The organism is Pseudomonas sessilinigenes (assembly GCF_003850565.1).
GTDB classification, from domain to species: domain Bacteria; phylum Pseudomonadota; class Gammaproteobacteria; order Pseudomonadales; family Pseudomonadaceae; genus Aquipseudomonas; species Aquipseudomonas sessilinigenes.
Window position 1 is genome coordinate 2,417,763 of record NZ_CP027706.1, and the last position, 17,250, is coordinate 2,435,012.

Genomic DNA, 17,250 nt, shown 5'->3' on the forward strand with positions numbered 1-17,250 from the left:
TGCCTACAGTGCCGGGCGCTGCAACTGCACCCATTCCTGCACCGCCGGGCGCTGCCATTGGTGCTGGGCGTAGTCCACCAGGTTCGCCGGTACCGGGTCGCCGTTAAGCACCAGGCGGTTGAGCATCAGCGCCAGGTCGACATCGGCGATGGACCAGGTGTCGAACAGGTACTGGCGCCCGTCCTCCAGCAGCGCTTGCGCCGCATCGATCAGCTTGGCCGCGGCCACCTGGGCCTGGGCCGACAAAGGCTCGCCGCGCTGGCCGTAGAACACCACCAGGGTCGAGCGCTCCTGGCGGATCGGCAGCAGGTCGCTGCGCAGCCAGGCCTGTACCTGGCGGGCCTTGGCCCGTTGGCGTGGCGTCTTGGGATAGACCGGGACCTGGGGGAACAGCTCTTCCAGGTATTCGGTGATGGCCGAGGATTCGGACAGCGCGAACCCTTCATGGATCAGCGTCGGTACCCGTTGGGTCTGGGACAGCCGGGCATAGTCCTGGCTGCGGTTCTGTTCGGCGTCGAGGTCCAGCGGGAGCATTTCGAAATCGATGCCTTTCTCCCGTAGCGCCACGAATACGGACATGGCATAGGGGCTGGTGAACTGGGCATCGACGTACAGGCGCGGGCGGGAAGCGGTCACGGCATGATCTCCAATGGGGGTGCGGACACGCTAAGAGATCCCGGGCGAGAAATACAATGCACGATTTTCATGGGCCTATTCTTCGCTGGAATACTGCGCCGAGCGCCAGCTTGCCGATACGCGAGCTGGCGGTACGCCCCCATTGCCGGATGGCCCTTGCGCAGCCGGCAGCGTGCAGGGGATGGGCGCTCCACGTGTCGGTGCGCAGCGCTTGCCTGGCTAGATGTCCCGGCCCAGAAAGCTCTCGCGATCCACGGGTTTGTCCTTCGCTCGGGCCAGGCGCTTGAACACGCGGCCGTCGATGGCCACCAGGCCCAGGGTGATCAGGGTCATGCCCAGCAGGTGCTTGGCGTGCAGGTGTTCGCCCAGGACCAGGGCGCCCAGCACGATGGCGCTGACCGGAATCAGGAACGTCACCAGCATCAGGTTGGTGGCGCCGGCGCTGGCCAGAATGCGGAAGAACAGCACGTAGGCCAGGGCCGTGGACAACAGGGCAATGCCCAGCAAGGCGGCCCACACCGGCAGGCTCGGCAGGGCCAGGGTCCAGGGTCGGTCCACCAGCAATGCCAGGGGCATCAGCAACAGGCTGGAGGCGCAGACCTGTCCGGTGGCGCTGGGCAGCGGAGCAATGCCCATGGCCTTGAAGCGCCGGCCGAAGATTCCGGCCAGGGCATAGGACAACGCTGCCCCCAGCACGGCCAACTGGGCGCCCGACTGCTCACCGAGGCCGGCCAGGGCATCGGTGCCAATCATGATCGCCACGCCGATGAACCCCACCGTGACACCGGCCAGCTTGTTGCCGGTGAGTTTTTCATCGGCGGTCAGCAGGTGGGCCACCAGAACTGCGAACAGGGGCGTGGTGGCATTGAGGATCGCCGCCAGGCTGCTGGCGATGTGGGTCTGGCCCCAGACGATCAGGCTGAAGGGCACCAGGTTGTTCAGCAATCCCATGCCGAGGAACGCTTGCCACGCCTGGCGGTCGGTGGGCAGTTTCAGGCCCGTGATCCGCAGCACTGCCAGCAGGGCAAGGGCCGCCAGGCACAGGCGCAGCAGGACGATGGTCAAGGGCGGCAGCTCCTTGACGGCGATACCGATGAAAAAGAACGAACCGCCCCACAGGACGGACAGCACCAGCAACTGGCCCCATTGCGAGGCGCCCATGACATTCTGCTTGGTCATGCCTGTAGCTCCCGTTTGCCGATCGATGATTGAGTCTTGCTCGGATTTTTCGTCGAGTGCTTGTACTTGATATCGTGCTGAGGCCAATTATTCTGGGAGCTTCCAGTCGCTGACAAACCAGTATTTTTCGCTGAATGATTAAGGAGGGCTAAATCATGAGCATGGAGTTGCCGTCCCTCGTCGCGTTACGTGCATTCGAAGCCACGGCGCGCCACCTGAGTGTGACCCTGGCGGCTGGCGAGCTGCACGTCACTCCCGGTGCGGTGAGCCTGCAGATCAAGGAACTGGAAGCGGCCCTGGGCGTGACGCTGTTCGTGCGTCGGCCCCGGCGGTTGCTCCTGACCGCTTCCGGCGAAGAGTACTTCGCCACCTTGCGAACGGCGTTTCGCATGATCCGCGAAGCCACTGTCGAGCTGGTGGGGCGCACGCGCCTGGAGGTGCTGGTGCTCAGTTGCACGCCGAGTTTCGCCGTGCAATGGCTGGTGCCGCGCCTGGGGCAATTCGAGGCAAAGAACCCTGGGGTGGATGTACGCATCAGCGCCTGCAACCGGGTGCTCGACCTGGCTCGCGATGGCATCGATCTTGCGGTTCGCCATGGCTTTGGCCGCTACGACGGCCTGGTCAGCGAGCGCCTGCTCGACGATCAGCTGGTGCCGGTGTGCAGCCCGCAGTTGCTGGGCCCGGAGGCCCTCCTGACACTGGCCGAGCTGGCGCGCCTGTGCCTGCTGCATGACGAGCATCGCCATGATTGGCGCCTGTGGCTCGAGGCGGCAGGCGGCGCGTCGCTCGATGAGCATCAGGGGCGGGTGTTCGTCGATAGCAACGGGGCCATCGAGGCGGCGAAAGCTGGCCTCGGCGTGGCCCTGGTCCGCCGCTCGCTGGTGGCGCGGGAGCTGGCCGAAGGGACGCTGCTGGCGCCCATGGCACAGGGCATCGCCAGCGATCTGGCCTACTACCTGGTGTATCCGGCCACTGCCCTCGAACGCCCGGCGGTGGCGGCATTGCGCGAGTGGATGCTGATGGAGGCGGGGGGCGTTGTTACCGGTGCTGCTTCGCCGTCCTGAGCGATTCGATTGGCAATGAACGTCGTTCAACTGTTGTACAAGGAGTCAGCTGTGCCGCTATTCGAAACCCCACGCCTTATCGGGCGCCCGCTGTCTCGCGAGGACTTGCCGGCACTGACGGCAATCCTCAGCGACCCTTGGGTGATGAAGCATTCCCTGCGTGGCGTGTGCGATGAACAGGCCACCAGCCGGTTCATCGACGAGTGCCTGGTTTGCTACGCCGAACAGGGCATGGGGCCCTGGGCCCTGGTGGAGAAGGGCACCGGCGAATTGGTGGGGTTCTGCGGAGTCAGTCCCGAACAGGTGGGCGGGGTCCAGGAAGCCAACCTGGGCTATCGCCTGGCTCGGCGTTTCTGGAACCGCGGCCTGGCCACCGAAGCGGTGCGTGGCGTCCTGGCATGAGTCTTCGCCCCACCGGGCCTGGACTGCGTGGTGGTCATTATCGAACCGGACCATGGTGCGTCCTTGCGAGTCGCCGAAAAGGCCGGTTTCAGTGAGTACCAGCAGATACAGTTCCATCAGCGTCCGGTGCGGTTGTATCGCATGGGTGGCCAGCATTGGCAGGCACTTTGCCTTGACGGTTGAGGCGGCATACTGGCCCCGCGGTTCCCGAAGATTCGCCAAAATCACTTTAATTTCAGGTGGTTAGGTGACCGCAAAATGCGCCATGTGTTGATTACGCTGACTTCGCTTGCCTTGATCGGCGGGGCGTGCAGCGCCCAGGCCCGGGAGCTGGCGGCCAATGACCGGTATGTCTGCAGCTGGGGCGCAGGCACGGCTGCCAGGGCCCAGGAGCTGAAGTTGTCCGGCGTATCGCTGTATGCGGCGCGGCAGAAGATCCAGGTCTACAAGTTCAGCAAGGGCTGGATGCGCATGATGGCCCTGGGCATCACCGAGCAGACCTACGACAGCCCGTCGCGGATCAAGCCCGAGGCGTTGCGTAAAAGCTTTTACGATGACTGCCTGAGGTATAAGTTGGCCCGTCGCTGATTGACCGAGGCCGCTATGACTTCCCCCGCCTATTTCATGCAACAGGCCCTGCTTGCCGGGCGCCAAGCGTTGCCCGGCTGCTTGCCCAATCCACCGGTGGGCTGTGTGCTAGTGCAGGGCCAGCAGATCGTCAGCCAGGGTTTCACTCAGCCGCCAGGCGAGCATCATGCCGAAGCCATGGCGTTGGAGCGCTGGCCGGGCGACTGTAGCGGGCTTACTGCCTATGTCACCCTCGAGCCTTGTTCATTTCAGGGGCGCACGCCGGCTTGCGCGCAAGCCTTGGTGCAACGGGGCGTGGCTCGAGTGGTGGTCGCGATGCTCGATCCTGATCCGCGCAATGCCGGGGCCGGTATCCGCATTCTTCGGGAGGCGGGGATCGAGGTCCAGGTAGGGCTTTTGGGCGCGCAGGCCAAGGAGGATCTGCGGGCCTATCTGCTGGCAGACGCACCTTGAGCCTGATTCAGGGCGCGAAGCCCCGAGCGCCATGGTGACCCAGGCCGCCCGGGTTGCGGCGATCATCGCCGCCGATCCGCTGCGCCGCCGCTTGCTGCAGCAGGTGCGGGCCCTGGGGCTTGGCGATTGCTGGATCAGCGCCGGATTCGTTCGCAATGCGGTGTGGGACCACCTGCACGGCCGGGCTTGCTCGCCCCTGGACAGCGATGTGGATGTCATCTGGTTTGATCACCGGCGCTGTTCTGCCGAGCTCGATCGACAACTGGAGCAAGTGCTGCTGGCGGTGCATCCGGGCGTGAAGTGGTCGGTGAAGAACCAGGCCCGCATGCATATGAAAAATGGTGATAGTCCTTATGAGTCCAGTGCCGATGCCATGACTCACTGGCCGGAAACCGCCACTGCGGTAGCGGTCAGGCTCACTGCCGACGACACCTGCGAAGTGTGCGCACCGCTGGGCCTCGACGATTTGTTGCAACTGGTGATCCGGCCGACGGCAGGGTTCACGCGGGACAAGCGACCGATCTTCCTGGAGCGGCTGGGTTCCAAGCATTGGCAGGGCAAGTGGCCGTTGCTCAGGTTGGAAGCCGGCTGAACACCTGAGCAGTGCCTGGATGGGGTTTGGGCGACGGATATCGATTCTTTGTCATGAATATAATTTGTGATGATCAGGATTAAAATGAGTTTGTCTCACTCGTGCCGTGCTATCGACAATGGCTGCCATTCACACAATGGAGTTGTCTGTCATGGCTTTGGCTCATTCCCTCGGATTTCCGCGCATTGGCCGCGACCGCGAACTGAAAAAGGCCCAGGAAGCGTTCTGGAAGGGCGAACTCGATGAGGCTGGCTTGCGCGCCGTGGGTCGCGAGCTGCGCCAGGCGCACTGGGCACTGCAGAAAAACGCCGGCATCGAGCTGCTGCCAGTGGGCGATTTCGCCTGGTACGACCAGGTCCTGACCCATTCCCTGATGTTCGACGTGGTCCCCGAGCGGTTCCGCCCACAGAACGGCCCGGCTACCCTGCAGACCCTGTTCGGCATGGCCCGTGGTGTCAGCGACACCTGCTGCGGCGGTGCCCATGCCCAGGAGATGACCAAGTGGTTCGACACCAACTACCACTACCTGGTCCCGGAGTTCAGCGCCGACCAGCAGTTCCAGCTGGGCTGGGAGCAATTGTTCGAGGAGGTCGAGGAAGCCCGGGCCCTGGGTCACCAGGTCAAGCCGGTGGTGCTTGGTCCGCTGACCTACCTATGGCTGGGCAAGGCCAAGGGCAGCGACTTCGACAAGCTGGAGCTGTTGGAGCGCTTGCTGCCGTTGTACGGGCAGATCTTCCAGCGCCTGGCGGCGCAAGGCGTGGAGTGGGTGCAGATCGATGAGCCGATCCTGGTGCTGGACCTGCCGCAAGAATGGAAGAACGCCTTCGAGCGGGCCTACAACCTGATCCAGCGCGATCCCCTGAAAAAGCTGCTAGCCACCTATTTCGGCGGGCTGGAGGAGAACCTCGGCCTGGCCGCCAACCTGCCGGTGGACGGCCTGCACATCGACCTGGTGCGCGGCCCTGACCAATACCCGAGCATTCTCGACCGCCTGCCAGCCTACAAGGTGCTGTCGCTGGGGGTGGTCAACGGCCGCAACGTCTGGCGCTGTGACCTGGAAAAGGCCTTGGCGACCCTGCGCCATGCCCAGGAGCGGGTCGGCGAACGGCTGTGGGTGGCGCCTTCCTGCTCCCTATTGCACAGCCCGGTGGACCTGGCCCGGGAAGACCAGCTCGATCCTGAGCTCAAGGGCTGGCTGGCCTTCGCCGTGCAGAAGTGCGAGGAAGTGGCGCTGCTGGCCCAGGCCGTCAACCAGCCGCAGGCACCGACCGTCCTCAAGGCCTTGGAGCACAGCCGTGGCGTGCAGGCCAGCCGGGCCACCTCGCCGAGGATCCACAAGCCGGTGGTGCAGGCGCGGGTGGCGGCGATCACCGCTAGGGACAGCCAGCGCCAGTCGCTGTTCGCCCAACGGATCGCCAAGCAGCGCGCCGGCCTGGCCCTGCCGCTGTTTCCCACCACGACCATTGGTTCGTTCCCGCAGACAGCCTCCATCCGCCTGGCGCGTCAGTCGTTCAAGCAGGGCAAGTTGAGCGTCGCCGAATACACCAAGGCCATGCAGAGCGAGATCCGCCATGCGGTGCAGATCCAGGAACGCCTGGGCCTGGACGTCCTGGTGCATGGCGAGGCCGAGCGCAACGACATGGTGGAGTATTTTGCCGAGCAGTTGGACGGCTACGTGTTCACCCGGTTCGGTTGGGTCCAGAGCTACGGTTCGCGCTGCGTCAAGCCGGCCGTGATCTTCGGCGACCTGAGCCGCCCACGGGCCATGACCGTGGAGTGGATCCGCTATGCCCAGGGCCTGACCGACAAGGTGATGAAGGGCATGCTCACCGGCCCCGTGACCATGCTGATGTGGTCGTTCCCCCGGGAGGACGTATCCCGCGAGGTCCAGGCGCGACAGTTGGCCCTGGCGATCCGCGACGAAGTGGTGGACCTGGAAGCCGCCGGCATCCGTATCGTGCAGATCGACGAAGCGGCGTTCCGCGAAGGCCTGCCGCTGCGCCGGGCGCAATGGCAGCACTACCTGGACTGGGCCACCGAGGTGTTCCGCCTGTGCGCCTGCGGGGTGCGTGACGAAACCCAGATCCACACCCACATGTGCTACAGCGAGTTCAACGATGTGATCGAGTCCATCGCGGCCATGGACGCCGATGTGATCACCATCGAGACCTCGCGCTCGGACATGGAGCTGCTGGAGGCCTTCGAGGCCTTCGCCTACCCTAACGAGATTGGCCCCGGGGTCTACGACATCCATTCACCGCGGGTGCCGGATGCCTCGGAAATGGCCAACCTGCTGCGCAAGGCCGCCAAGCGCATTCCTGCCGAGCGCTTGTGGGTCAACCCCGATTGCGGCCTGAAGACCCGTGGCTGGCCGGAGACCGAGGCCGCCCTGGTGCACATGGTCACCGCCGCTCGCCAGTTGCGCAAAGAACTGGCCTGAGCGCTGCTGCGCGACCCTCTACCGGAGTTCCATGGGGGCTCTGGTTTTTCAGCTGCTCTTGAGAGTCGGGCGACTCAAGCGTGGGAGGGCCTTTGGCGGCATCTGATCCGTATTTTTCTTGTTCATCTGCATCTGTTATCAGCACAGCCGAGCTTCGAAAATGGCACACCCGCCCGGCTTCTGGCTGTAGAGCGGGCCCGCTGCACCCTAATGTTCAGGAGGTCCGATGACCAAGATGGCGTTGTTCTTGTTTGGGTTTCTGGTCTTGACCATCACTCTCGGTGCGCTTGCCACTATCTCCCCGACCTGAATCAAGGTCGCCCAGGCGGCGGTAGCTCGCTCTTAAGGCGTGCTGCCGTTCCAGCCTCGAGTTTCTCCATTTTTTTGCTGAATGCCGCTCATCTTCCGTGGTCATGGACGTTGCAGCCGAGCAACGAGTTGCGCCACCCTGGCGGCCCTTCGTTGCAATGGACTGCCGACATGAATCCTAGCTTTTCCTTCCCCAGCCACCGGCCATCGATGGGCGAGGGCGGTCGATGATCTCGGCCGCGGCGTCACTCGGGCATTACTTCTTCTACCTGCTTCCGGGCCTGGGGCTCTATGCCCTGTGGTTCGGCCTGACTCCCAGGCACCTGGTGGGGCTGCGTATCGCGATCCTGCTGCTGGGGTTCATCCTGCTGCGGGATGTGATGACACCGTTGCAGTTCTGGTCGTTGGGCCCAGGTGCGCAGATCGGCTTTATCGCCAACCCCCTGGTGTTGGCGGGCCTGGGGTTGTTGTCGCTGGGTACGCTGGCCTGCCTGGCGCGAATCGCTCCCGAGCTCTGGGCCCTGGTGGTCTGGGAACGTCGTGGGTGGTTGGTGGGGCTGGCCCTGGGGTTGTTCGCCGGGTTGGCCCTGGGGCTGCCCTTGCGCCTGCATGCCGGTATCGGCCTGGAGCAGGCAAGTGGCTCCTGGCTGCTGGGCATGGCATTGCTGGCCTTGGGTGGCAATGCCCTGGAGGAAGTGCTGTTTCGAGGCCTGCTCCAGGGGCATCTGGAGCAGGCCTGCGAGCCGTGGCGGGCGGCATTGCTCAGTGCCCTGGCGTTCGCTGCCTGCCATGGTTTCCTGGCTTTGAGCGTCACCGGCGTGGGCTGGCCGGTGCTGCTGTTCACGCTGTTGGAAGGGCTGGTGTGCGCAGGCTTGCGCCTGCGCCACGGAGTACTGGCAGCGACCGCGGCCCATGCCACGGTGATCTGGTTGATCGCCGTGCCGATGTGAGCGGTGGCTGGTGGCCTATTTGGAGAACTTGCGCGCGCCGACGACGCAGAGGATGACCGCGATCGTGACCCCGAGCATGCCCAGGCTGACCTGTTCATGCAGCAGGCCGGCGGCCAGGCCCAGGCCGAAGAACGGCTGCAGCAACTGCAATTGGCCGACGGCGGCAATGCCGCCCTGGGCCAGCCCGCGATACCAGAACACAAAGCCGATCAGCATGCTGAACAGCGAGACATAGGCCAGGCTGGTCCAGGCCGGCAGGCTGATGCCGCTGAATGTAGCGGGCAGGGTGAACAGGCTCAGGGCGATCATCAGCGGCAAGGACAGCACCAGGGCCCAGGAGATCACCTGCCAGCCGCCCAGGGTCCGCGACAGCTTGGCGCCCTCGGCATAACCCAGGCCGCAGACCAGTACCGACAGCAGCATCAACAAGTCACCCTGGGGCGAGGCCGTCAGGCCCTGGGCGAAGGCGTACCCCATTACCAGCAGGCTGCCCAGGATCGAGAACAGCCAGAACACCGGGCGTGGCCGCTCACCGCCGCGGATCACCCCGAATACCGCAGTGGCCAATGGCAGCAGGCCGAGGAACACGATGGAGTGGGCCGAGGTCACGTATTGCAGGGCCAGGGCAGTGAGCAGCGGAAAGCCCAGGACTACGCCCAGGGCGACGACCGCCAGGGGCAGCAGTTGCTGCATGCTCGGGCGTCGCTCCTTGAACAGCAGCAGGATCGCCAGGGCCAGCACCCCGGCGATGGTGGCGCGGGCGACGGTGAGGAACAACGGATCGAATTCCGCCACCGCGACCCGGGTCGCCGGCAGCGAGCCGCTGAAGATCAGCACGCCGAGAAAGCCGTTGAGCCAGCCGCTGGAGGTTTTTTCCAGCACGGGGGATTGCAGGTTCGATGTCCGTTCCATTGAAGGGGTCTCGTTTGGGAGGGCAAATTCAGGCCGGCATTGAGGTGGGCCTTGCGTCTGGCTCATCCTAGGATCGAGAATCAGCACAATCAAAAAATTGTCATGGATACAGCGCCTATGGCTCGTGCTCGCTACAAGCAACTGGTGGACAGCTTTGCCAGTGATATCCGCAACGGTGTGCTGGCTCCCGGCACCCGCTTGCCCACCCATCGCGAACTGGCAACCAGGGAAGGGCTGGCCCTGGTGACCGCCTCGCGGGTGTATGCCGAGCTCGAGGCCATGGGCCTGGTCAGTGGCGAGGCCGGTCGCGGCACGTTTGTCCGCGAGACCGCCTTGCCGCCAGGGCAGGGGGTGGACCAGCAGGCCACCGCAGCCGGCACCCTGGACCTCAACTTCAACTACCCGGCCTTGCCCGGGCAGGCCGAACTGTTACGCGGTGCATTGCGCCAGCTGGCCTCCAGTGGCGACCTGGAGACCCTGCTGCGCTACCAGCCCCATGCGGGTCGACTGCATGAGCGGGCCCAGGTGGCGCGGTACCTGGCCTGTCGTGGCTTGCCGGTGGAGGCCGAGCGGGTGCTGATGGTCAGTGGCGCCCAGCATGGCTTGTCGATTGCCGCCATGGCATTGCTCAAGCCCGGCGATGTGGTGGCTACCGATGCCTTGACCTACCCGGGCTTCAAGGTGGTGGCGGACGCCCATGGCCTGGAATTGCTGGCCATTCCACTGACGCCGCGGGGACCTGACCTTGCGGCCTTCGAGCGCCTGTGCCGGCAGCGGCGGGTGAGGGCGGTGTATGCCATGCCGACCTTGCACAATCCCATGGGCTGGGTCCTGGACCTGCCCTGGCGCCAGCGCCTGGTGGCGATCGCCCGGGAGCAGCGGCTGCTGATCATCGAAGATGGCGCCTACGCGTTTCTCGCCGAGAACCCGCCTGCCCCCCTGGCCGCCCTGGCCCCGGACATCACGCTTTATGTGTCCGGTTTTTCCAAGAACGTTGCAGCGGGCCTGCGGGTGGGTTACCTGGTGGCCCCGCCGGCCTGGACGCAGCGGCTCGAGCGGGCGATCCGCGCCACGACCTGGAGCAATCCCGGGGTGATGAGTGCAATGACCTGCACCTGGCTGGAGGACGGTACCGTGGCCCGCCTGGAACGGGAGAAACGCGAGGATGCGCGCCAGCGCCAGGCGTTGGCGCGGGAGCTGCTGGAGGGCCTGGAGCAGATCGCTCATCCCAACTCCTACTTCCTTTGGTTGCCGCTGCCCGAGGAAGTACGAGCCGATCAGGTCGCCATGGCGCTGCTACGCGAGAATATCTCGGTGTCCACGGCCGAACCCTTTGTCAGTGCCGCACCGGTGCCCCATGCGATCCGCCTGGCCCTGGGCTCGGTGAGCCTGGCGGAATTGCGTGAGGCACTGGTCAAGGTCCGGCAGGTCATCGCGCACTATGCCTATTGAGCACGGACCCGTTGCCGGAGGCGCTGCTACAGCTTGAACTGGGTCACCAGGGTGTTGAGGTCCACCGCCAGGCGCGACAGTTCCTGGCTGGCGGCATTGCTCTGGTTGGCCCCGGCCGAGGTCTGGGTCGACAGGTCGCGGATATTGATCAGGTTGCGATCCACCTCGCGTGCTACCTGGGCCTGTTCCTCGCTGGCGCTGGCGATCACCAGGTTGCGCTCGTTGATCGAGGTGATGGCGTAGGTGATCTGGTCCAGGGCCAGGCCGGAGGCGCGGGCGGCTTCCAGGGTCAGGTGCGCTCGTTCATTGCTGGTGCGCATGGCGCTGACCGCCCCCTCGGTGCCTTCTTCGATGGTATTGATCATGCTTTCGATTTCCTGGGTCGACTGCTGGGTGCGATGGGCCAGGGCCCGCACTTCGTCGGCGACCACGGCGAAACCACGTCCGGCGTCCCCGGCCCGCGCCGCTTCGATGGCGGCGTTGAGGGCCAGCAGGTTGGTCTGCTCGGCGATCGAGCGGATCACCTCCAGCACTTGGCCGATGTTGCGCACATCCACTGCCAGGTGTTCGACCCGCTCGCAGGTCTGGGTCACGTCCTGGGCCAACTGGCCGATGGAGTCGACGGTGTGCTGCACCTGCTCGCGGCCATGGTGGGCGGTGTGGTCGGTTTCCTTGGACGCCTCGGAGGTGCTCACCGCGTTGCGCGCCACTTCTTCCACGGCGGCGGTCATTTCGTTGACTGCGGTGGCCGCCTGTTCCACTTCATTGCTTTGCTGATGCAGGGTCTGGCTGGAGTGCTCGGTGACCGCGTGCAGTTCCTCGGCGGCCGAGGCCAGCTGGTTCGAGGAGTCAGCGATGCGCTGCAGGGTGTTGCGCAGGCTGGCTTGCATGGTCTGCAAGGCTTGCAGCAGGCGCGCCGGTTCGTCCTTGCCGCTGATACTGAAGCTTTGGCCCAGATCACCCCTGGCGATGGTCTCGGCTACGCCCAGGGCCTGGCCCAGAGGGCGCACGATACTGCGGGTCAGCAGCAGGGCCAGGGCGATGGTCAGGGCCACGACCACCAGCAGGATCACCAGCACCATGGCGATGGCACTGTGGAACACCTGGTTGCTTTTCTCGGCGGCGGCGACCCCGCCCCGGGTGTTGATGTCGATGATGCTCAACAGCTCCTTGAGCATGGCGTCGGCGTTGACCAGGAACGATCCGCCGTCGACGATGCTCACCGCGGCCTCCTTGTGGCCCTGGCGGACCTGTTCCAGCACCTGGTGCTGGTCCTTCACATAAGCCGCCCTGGCGTTGAGATAACGCTCGTAGGCGGCCCGTTCCTCAGGTTCGCTGATCAACTGTTCGTAGGTGGCCTGCTGGCGGTCCAGTTGCTGTTCGAGCTGTTCGACCCGAGCCAGCAGGGCCTGGACGGCGCTGGCGTCACGGACCACCAGCATGCGCAGGGTGATGGTGCGGATCTGGGTGCTGGTCAGGGCCACGGCATTGGCGGCGACGATGGAGGGTTGCCAGTTCTGGTCGACCTCAAGGGATTGCTGGTTCATGCGCTGCATTTCCAGCAACGAGAAGCCCCCCAGGCCCAGGGCCAGCAAGGCGATCAGGGCGAAGCTCAGCCCTGCGCGGCGGGATATGTTCATCGTTCTCAAGAGCATGACGGTGTTCCTTGTGGCAGCAAAAAGCACAACCGGCGAGGTGAATCGCGGTTGCGTCGGTGCGGCGCGTCATGGAGCGGGCTTCATGGCGCCGTCGGCGTTTTTGCACACAAGGCGGGCGGGAGGCGCATCTGGCGGCGCCTTTGGCCTGCGTCATCCAGTGTAGGCGGGGGCACGTTCCCTGACCGGAAAACCGCTGGATGATATCATAATGACATGCTTGCGGCGCCAGCTGAAGGGATTCAGCCTGAGTGTTTGCGCAGGAAAGCGGCGACAGCACCCGCGCTTTCGGCGGGGTTCACCTGCATGAAGCAATGTTGGCCATCCACTACCAAGGTGCTCAGGCGTGGGTTGATGGCTGCCCAGCGCTTGATCGATCGCGCAACGTAGGGATAGCTGTCGCGGCCGTGAATCACCAGGCTCGGTGTGCGGATCTGGCCCAGGGAATGCCACAACCGCCTGGGGACGGAGCCGAATATCTCTACTTCGCGCTCGGGGGCGCACTTGAGTGCCACGCCTTGGCCATCGTCTTTCAAACCGTATTCGATGTAGGCGGCCAGGGCATCGTCGCACCAGCCCTTGAAGATTCCCCGGTGGGCCAGCGCGGCCTTGGCCGCCGCGCGGTCCGGCCAGTGTCGACGGCGAGTGGCCGCCTTGCGTGCCAGGCTATGGCGGCGGCTCAGGCCCAGCACCGAGAGCACGTTGAGCGAGCCGATCATCGACGGCGTGAAAAGCACCGGGTCGAGCAGCACCGCTCCAGCGAACAGCTGCGGTCGCTCGGCCAGGATCAGGCAGGTCAATACGGCGCCAAAGCTGTGGCCCAGGGCATAGCGTGGTACTGCGCCGTAGGTCCCCAGCCCGGCCTCGAAGGCTTCGGCGGCCAGTTGCGCGGTCCGGTTCCAGCCGAGGAAAGGGCCGCCATGGTCACTGTCGCCGTGGCCCTGGACGTCGCTGAGCCACAGGTCGAAAGACTCTGCCAGCAGCGCCAGCATCGGGCGGTAGGCCATGGCGCAGAAGCCGTTGCCATGGAGAAAGTGCAGCAGCGGCTTGCCCGAAGGCTCGGAGCGCAAGCCGCGCAGGGTGAAGCCTTCGCGGCACGGGTGGGACCAGGGAATCAACTGCATGGAGCCTCGGGGCAGGGTAAGCACAGGCAGGCATTGTCGACGGGCAGGACCTTGAGTCAAGCGTCGATCCGGCCCGGCTCCAGCACTATTGCTCCTTGAGCTGGCGGAACGACAGGCTGATCCGCTCGCCCGCACCAGGGGCCTTGGGAATCGCATGCAGCCACTGGGTCTGCAGTTCATCGGACATGTGCAGCAGCGAGCCACTGGGCAAGCTGTACTCGTGAATCACGCCACTTTGCTTGTGCTTGAACAGCATGCTGCGCGAATGACCCAGGGAGATCACCACCACACCGGTGCCGGCGATCAGTTGTTCGTTGGCGTCGGAGTGAAAGCCCATGGACGATTGGCCGTCCGGGTAGAAGTTGAGCAGGCAGTTGTTGGGGGCAAACCCCAGCAAGCGTTCGATGGCCGGGCACAGTTGGCCAAGCGCTTCGGGCATCGGCACCGCCGGGTAGCTGATCTGCGAGTAGTCATAGGGGACGCCGAAGCTTGCGGTCTTGCGAGCTCGCATGCGTTCGTCCCAAAGCACCGAATGCTTGAGCTGTTCGAACAGGGCATCGGGCTCGGGGATGAAATGGGGGACGAAATCGATATCGGGTGCGCTCATGCTGGGCCTGCCTTGGCTGGGAAAACAATAATCAGTGGGGGATGAGTCGATGAAGGTTCAGCGTCCTGCCTGGAGTTCCAGGGTGCCGCCGCAATGGGCCTGGAGAAATTCTGCGGCCTTGCGGCCCAGCCCGGCCTGGGAGGAGTGGATCGCCAGGACCAGCGGCACTTCGGTCAATGGGTCGATATCCAGGCGCTGCAGGCGGTCGGCGCGCAGGATCAGGGTCAGTTCCGTCCACTGCTCGTCGGCCACGCTGCGGCTGTTGCCATCGGAGTCGATGTTGCACTTAGGGCCCCACAGGTGTTCGGCAACCAGGGGAAAGGCCGGGCGAGGGCCGGGGGCGTGGAGCAGGAATGTCGGCATGGGATCGGGCTGGAAGGTAGCGGACACCGACGGTATCTCGCCCTCGATGCCCGACGCAAGCGGTGGCGCGGTTCAGCCGCCGTTGGCGCTGAGAATACTCGCTACCTGGCGTGGCTGGCAGTTGAGGTAGGCCGAGGATTTGAGCCAGCGTTTATCGGGATACCAGGAGAACATGAACTGGCCGTCCTTGAGCTTGTCTATCACCTGGCGCGCGACCTGTGGGCGTACCGCCGGGCAGCCCTGGCTGCGGCCGATGCGGCCCTGGCGTTGGCTCCACAGTGGGTTCACGTAGTCGGCGGCATGGATCACGATGTCACGATCGCGAGCGCGATCGTTGATGCCAGGTTCGAGGCCGTCCATGCGCAGCGAGTAGCCGTGGCTGCCTTCATAGCTTTCCTGGGTGCGGAACAGGCCCAGGCTGGACTGGTAGCTGCCCAGGCGATTGGAGAATTGGGTGGCGAAGTTTTCCCCGGATTTTTGCCCATGGGCCACCAGGTCGCGCAGCACCAGCTTCTTGCTGCGCAGGTCGAAGATCCACAGGCGCCGGGCGGTGGACGGCTGGGAATAGTCGATCACCGCCAGGTGCCGGGCTTGCCGGGCGCCGCTGTTGACTGCGCATTGCATGGCGTTCAGGGCGCTTTTCAAGGCCTGGGGATTGAGTTCCGGAGCGGCGTGGGCGAGGCTGCTGTACAGCGCCGGGCTGGTAGTGGGGTGGGGCTTGCTGGCGGCGTAGGAAGGACTGCAAATGGCGCCCAGGGCGATGGCCGCCAGGTAGAATCGGCACAAGAAGGTCAACATGTATAGAGCATCCCCATGGTCACTTTGGCTCCTGACGTCCTGTCGTCTCCCCGGCAGTCTGGTCTATATGTTTAATACCCAGGCCTGATTGTTTTCCACATCTGCCGTAACGCTAGGCCCTCACCTTGAGGGCTACGGATTGGAGTAAAGCAGTTGTTCAAAAAACACGCATGTTACTTGAGCCTGTGGCTGCTCGCTGCGCCATTGGTCGCGCTGGCCGACGATCTGCCCCAGGTCGCGGTGAGCCCTGTGCAGGTCACACCGGCGCAACTGACGGTGGCCTGTCCGGGCCTGGCTACGCGTTTCGATCTGCCGACCCAGCAACTGCTGCAGGCGTTTTACCACCAGCATGGCGAGCAACCGGCATGGGCGGTCGAGGGCCGGCTGGGCAAGTTGCAGGCGCAACTGGCGCAGATGGTCGACGACGGCCTGGACCCGGGGCGCTATCACCTGCCGCCTAGCAGTGCCGCGAGCGACGGCTTGTGCACCGATATCGATATCACCCATCAGTATCTGCAGGCCCTGCAGGACCTGCACTATGGGCGCCTGTCGCAAACGCGGTTCGAGCCCCTGTGGCGTGCCCAACCGCTACCCGACAATCGCCAGAGCGTGTTGCTGGCGATCGCCGTGCCAGGGCTTGAGGATCTTGCGGCCGCCTTCGACCAGGCACGCCCGAGCCTTGAACAGTATCGCAACCTGCGCCAGGCCTATGCCCATGAGCGCCAGCAGCCCTTGCCCCACTGGCAGGCCGTGGCCGGTGGCCCGTTGCTCAGGCCGCACATGCAAGACAAGCGCGTTCCTGAGCTGGCCCAGCGCCTGTATCACGGCGGCTTCCTGCAAAGCCCCAGTGTCGATGCCGACAACACCTATGGCGGCGAGCTGGTGGATGCCGTGAAGAGCTTCCAGCTCAGCCACTCGCTGCAGGCTGATGGGGTGATCGGCGCCGGTACCTTGAAGGAGCTGAATGTCAGCCCGGCGTTGCGTCGCGAGCAACTGCGCATCAATCTGGAGCGCTTGCGCTGGATGGCCCAGGACTTCGAGCCCAACATCGTGCTGGTGAATGTCGCCGCGGCGCACCTGAGCTTCTACCAGCATGACGCCGTCGTCTGGCAGACCCGTACCCAAGTGGGGCGCGCCGAGCGCCAGACGCCATTGCTCAAGTCCCAGGTCACGCGCTTGACCCTGAATCCGACCTGGACCGTGCCGCCGACCATCCTCAAGGAAGACAAACTGCCGGAAATCCGCCGTGACCAGAGTTTCCTCAATCGCCAGAACCTGCAGGTGCTGGACGCCAATGGCCAACCCCTGGCCGCCGCGGATATCGATTGGGACCGTCCGGGCAATATCCTGCTGCGCCAGGGCGCCGGGCCGCGCAACCCCCTGGGGCGCATCGCCATTCGTTTCCCCAATCCGTTTTCCGTGTACCTGCACGACACCCCGAGCCAGGCGCTGTTCAGCAAGGGACCACGGGCTTTCAGCTCCGGCTGCGTGCGGGTCGAGCAAGCGTTGCAACTGCGCGACTGGCTGCTCAGCCCGGCAGAGCGCCTGCGGACCAACGAGTTGCTGGCGACCGGCGTGACCCACGAGTTCCGCCTGGCCAAGCCGGTGCCGATCCTGCTCAGCTACTGGACGGTGCAGGCCGACAGCCATGGGCAGTTGCTGTACGCGCCGGATATCTATGGGCATGACGAGGTGCTCTCGAGCGCCCTGGGCACAAAGATCTGAA

General features: G+C 64.7%; 18 protein-coding genes and 1 pseudogene. 10 read left to right on the forward strand and 9 right to left on the reverse strand.

The genetic code is table 11. The annotated features are described in order from the left end of the window. Positions 1–3: 3 nt before the first annotated feature. Entirely contained in the window at positions 4–636 is a 633-nt protein-coding gene (gene yfcF, locus C4K39_RS11340) for a glutathione transferase (protein WP_124346387.1), read from the reverse strand. 219 nt (positions 637–855) lie between these two features. After that, the gene (locus C4K39_RS11345) at positions 856–1,815 is read right to left on the reverse strand and encodes a DMT family transporter (protein ID WP_068586958.1); all 960 of its coding nucleotides are present in this window, start codon (positions 1,813–1,815) and stop codon (positions 856–858) included. A gap of 155 nt (positions 1,816–1,970) precedes the next feature. Here C4K39_RS11345 and gcvA point away from each other — a divergent pair, with 155 nt between their 5' ends. The 8 genes from gcvA (at position 1,971) to C4K39_RS11380 (ending at position 8,613) form a co-directional block, all read left to right on the forward strand. After that, positions 1,971–2,879, forward strand: coding sequence for a transcriptional regulator GcvA (gcvA, locus tag C4K39_RS11350; protein WP_068586956.1), 909 nt, complete (start codon positions 1,971–1,973; stop codon positions 2,877–2,879). Positions 2,880–2,930: 51 nt separating this feature from the next. After that, on the forward strand, positions 2,931–3,281 hold the full coding sequence (locus C4K39_RS31780) for a GNAT family N-acetyltransferase (protein ID WP_225926569.1): 351 nt from the start codon (positions 2,931–2,933) through the stop codon (positions 3,279–3,281). 30 nt (positions 3,282–3,311) lie between these two features. Further along, positions 3,312–3,464: a hypothetical protein gene (locus C4K39_RS31785; protein WP_225926570.1), complete on the forward strand. Its 153-nt coding sequence runs from the start codon at positions 3,312–3,314 to the stop codon at positions 3,462–3,464. A 75-nt stretch (positions 3,465–3,539) separates the two neighbouring features. Further along, complete coding sequence (locus C4K39_RS11360; protein WP_124346388.1) at positions 3,540–3,869, forward strand: hypothetical protein; 330 nt, start codon at positions 3,540–3,542, stop codon at positions 3,867–3,869. Positions 3,870–3,884: 15 nt separating this feature from the next. Next, entirely contained in the window at positions 3,885–4,322 is a 438-nt protein-coding gene (locus C4K39_RS11365; protein WP_124346389.1) for a bifunctional diaminohydroxyphosphoribosylaminopyrimidine deaminase/5-amino-6-(5-phosphoribosylamino)uracil reductase RibD, read from the forward strand. Between the two features lie 34 nt (positions 4,323–4,356). After that, positions 4,357–4,914 carry a nucleotidyltransferase family protein gene (locus C4K39_RS11370; RefSeq protein WP_124348331.1) on the forward strand — a complete coding sequence of 186 codons (558 nt, stop codon included), beginning with the start codon at positions 4,357–4,359 and terminating at the stop codon, positions 4,912–4,914. Positions 4,915–5,065: 151 nt separating this feature from the next. Further along, positions 5,066–7,354, forward strand: coding sequence for a 5-methyltetrahydropteroyltriglutamate--homocysteine S-methyltransferase (gene metE / locus C4K39_RS11375; RefSeq protein WP_124346390.1), 2,289 nt, complete (start codon positions 5,066–5,068; stop codon positions 7,352–7,354). 536 nt (positions 7,355–7,890) lie between these two features. After that, on the forward strand, positions 7,891–8,613 hold the full coding sequence (locus tag C4K39_RS11380; RefSeq protein ID WP_124346391.1) for a CPBP family glutamic-type intramembrane protease: 723 nt from the start codon (positions 7,891–7,893) through the stop codon (positions 8,611–8,613). A gap of 15 nt (positions 8,614–8,628) precedes the next feature. On the opposite strand, the gene C4K39_RS11385 is transcribed toward C4K39_RS11380, so the two are convergent. Then, on the reverse strand, positions 8,629–9,525 hold the full coding sequence (locus C4K39_RS11385; RefSeq protein WP_124346392.1) for a DMT family transporter: 897 nt from the start codon (positions 9,523–9,525) through the stop codon (positions 8,629–8,631). A gap of 117 nt (positions 9,526–9,642) precedes the next feature. On the opposite strand from C4K39_RS11385, the gene C4K39_RS11390 reads away from it, so the two are divergent. Then, the gene (locus C4K39_RS11390) at positions 9,643–10,977 is read left to right on the forward strand and encodes an aminotransferase-like domain-containing protein (protein ID WP_124346393.1); all 1,335 of its coding nucleotides are present in this window, start codon (positions 9,643–9,645) and stop codon (positions 10,975–10,977) included. Between the two features lie 26 nt (positions 10,978–11,003). On the opposite strand, the gene C4K39_RS32205 is transcribed toward C4K39_RS11390, so the two are convergent. The 6 genes and pseudogenes from C4K39_RS32205 to C4K39_RS11415 all read right to left on the reverse strand — a co-directional run bounded on the left by C4K39_RS32205 (position 11,004) and on the right by C4K39_RS11415 (position 15,524). Next, on the reverse strand, positions 11,004–11,867 hold the full coding sequence (locus C4K39_RS32205) for a methyl-accepting chemotaxis protein (RefSeq protein ID WP_437179382.1): 864 nt from the start codon (positions 11,865–11,867) through the stop codon (positions 11,004–11,006). Beyond that, a pseudogene (locus tag C4K39_RS32210) lies at positions 11,862–12,632 on the reverse strand (MCP four helix bundle domain-containing protein); the annotation flags it as partial. The pseudogene C4K39_RS32210 and the gene C4K39_RS32205, both read right to left, overlap by 6 nt. A gap of 242 nt (positions 12,633–12,874) precedes the next feature. Continuing rightward, positions 12,875–13,756, reverse strand: a complete 882-nt coding sequence (locus C4K39_RS11400; protein ID WP_124346394.1) for an alpha/beta fold hydrolase — start codon at positions 13,754–13,756, stop codon at positions 12,875–12,877. 85 nt (positions 13,757–13,841) lie between these two features. Beyond that, complete coding sequence (locus C4K39_RS11405) at positions 13,842–14,363, reverse strand: alpha-ketoglutarate-dependent dioxygenase AlkB family protein (RefSeq protein WP_124346395.1); 522 nt, start codon at positions 14,361–14,363, stop codon at positions 13,842–13,844. Between the two features lie 57 nt (positions 14,364–14,420). Further along, entirely contained in the window at positions 14,421–14,753 is a 333-nt protein-coding gene (locus tag C4K39_RS11410) for a hypothetical protein (protein ID WP_225926571.1), read from the reverse strand. Positions 14,754–14,798: 45 nt separating this feature from the next. Further along, positions 14,799–15,524, reverse strand: a complete 726-nt coding sequence (locus C4K39_RS11415) for a murein L,D-transpeptidase catalytic domain family protein (protein ID WP_068586935.1) — start codon at positions 15,522–15,524, stop codon at positions 14,799–14,801. Positions 15,525–15,677: 153 nt separating this feature from the next. Here C4K39_RS11415 and C4K39_RS11420 point away from each other — a divergent pair, with 153 nt between their 5' ends. Further along, entirely contained in the window at positions 15,678–17,249 is a 1,572-nt protein-coding gene (locus C4K39_RS11420; protein WP_124346396.1) for a L,D-transpeptidase family protein, read from the forward strand. Position 17,250 lies beyond the last annotated feature (1 nt).

Bases quoted from the DNA above. Each gene is read 5' to 3' on its own strand.
- metE (WP_124346390.1), top strand. From the start codon at position 5,066: ATGGCTTTGGCTCATTCCCTCGGATTTCCGCGCATTGGCCGCGACCGC.
- C4K39_RS11385 (WP_124346392.1), bottom strand. From the start codon at position 9,525: ATGGAACGGACATCGAACCTGCAATCCCCCGTGCTGGAAAAAACCTCC.
- C4K39_RS11390 (WP_124346393.1), top strand. From the start codon at position 9,643: ATGGCTCGTGCTCGCTACAAGCAACTGGTGGACAGCTTTGCCAGTGAT.
- C4K39_RS32205 (WP_437179382.1), bottom strand. From the start codon at position 11,867: ATGCAAGCCAGCCTGCGCAACACCCTGCAGCGCATCGCTGACTCCTCG.
- C4K39_RS11415 (WP_068586935.1), bottom strand. From the start codon at position 15,524: ATGTTGACCTTCTTGTGCCGATTCTACCTGGCGGCCATCGCCCTGGGC.
- C4K39_RS11345 (WP_068586958.1), bottom strand. From the start codon at position 1,815: ATGACCAAGCAGAATGTCATGGGCGCCTCGCAATGGGGCCAGTTGCTG.
- C4K39_RS11380 (WP_124346391.1), top strand. From the start codon at position 7,891: ATGATCTCGGCCGCGGCGTCACTCGGGCATTACTTCTTCTACCTGCTT.
- C4K39_RS11365 (WP_124346389.1), top strand. From the start codon at position 3,885: ATGACTTCCCCCGCCTATTTCATGCAACAGGCCCTGCTTGCCGGGCGC.
- C4K39_RS11360 (WP_124346388.1), top strand. From the start codon at position 3,540: ATGCGCCATGTGTTGATTACGCTGACTTCGCTTGCCTTGATCGGCGGG.
- C4K39_RS11400 (WP_124346394.1), bottom strand. From the start codon at position 13,756: ATGCAGTTGATTCCCTGGTCCCACCCGTGCCGCGAAGGCTTCACCCTG.
- gcvA (WP_068586956.1), top strand. From the start codon at position 1,971: ATGAGCATGGAGTTGCCGTCCCTCGTCGCGTTACGTGCATTCGAAGCC.
- C4K39_RS11405 (WP_124346395.1), bottom strand. From the start codon at position 14,363: ATGAGCGCACCCGATATCGATTTCGTCCCCCATTTCATCCCCGAGCCC.